This is a genomic window from Aquimarina macrocephali JAMB N27, from assembly GCF_000520995.1.
GTDB lineage: Bacteria > Bacteroidota > Bacteroidia > Flavobacteriales > Flavobacteriaceae > Aquimarina > Aquimarina macrocephali.
The window spans coordinates 1-537 of the sequence record NZ_JACA01000138.1; the positions used below are offsets into that span (position 1 = coordinate 1).

The 537-nt window shown below is 37.2% G+C and carries 1 pseudogene; it reads left to right on the forward strand.

Annotation, left to right across the window (positions count from 1 at the left end):
• Positions 1-374: pseudogene (locus Z054_RS32050) on the forward strand (hypothetical protein); the annotation flags it as partial.
• Between the last annotated feature and the right edge of the window lie 163 nt (positions 375-537).

Here is a 537-nt window from a genome sequence, read left to right on the forward strand (position 1 = left end):
GTAGAGGATATGATAAGAAATGTTTTGATGCAGCCAGAAAACTATTGCCATATTTAAAATTGGACTGGAATATAGAACGTTCCGTTGGTTTTTTCTTTAGGGCAGAAGATTTTGGGGATTACCTGAACAGTGTACACCGGACTGATGTAAATTTGCATAATCAAATGGGATATTTAGATCAAGACGTTCCAGATCATATTATCCAACAAATGAAGGATAGTGCCAATTATCAATTACATAAGGTTCGCAAAAATTATGGACAGGAGCTTGATACTTTCTCTCACGGAGAAGCCTATATGCATATAATGAACGAAATGGTAAATCAGCGGGGAATATATCTGCTGGATGAACCGGAAGCTTCCCTATCCCCTTAAAAACAATTGGCGTTTATTTATTTTTTACAGGAGCATTTGCAAAATTTCAATTCTCAATTCATCATTGCTACGCATTCACCTATGCTTCTGGCGTATCCTAATGCCACGATTTATGAAATTTCGGATACAGGCATGAAAAAGACCTCTCTGGAGGAAACAGATC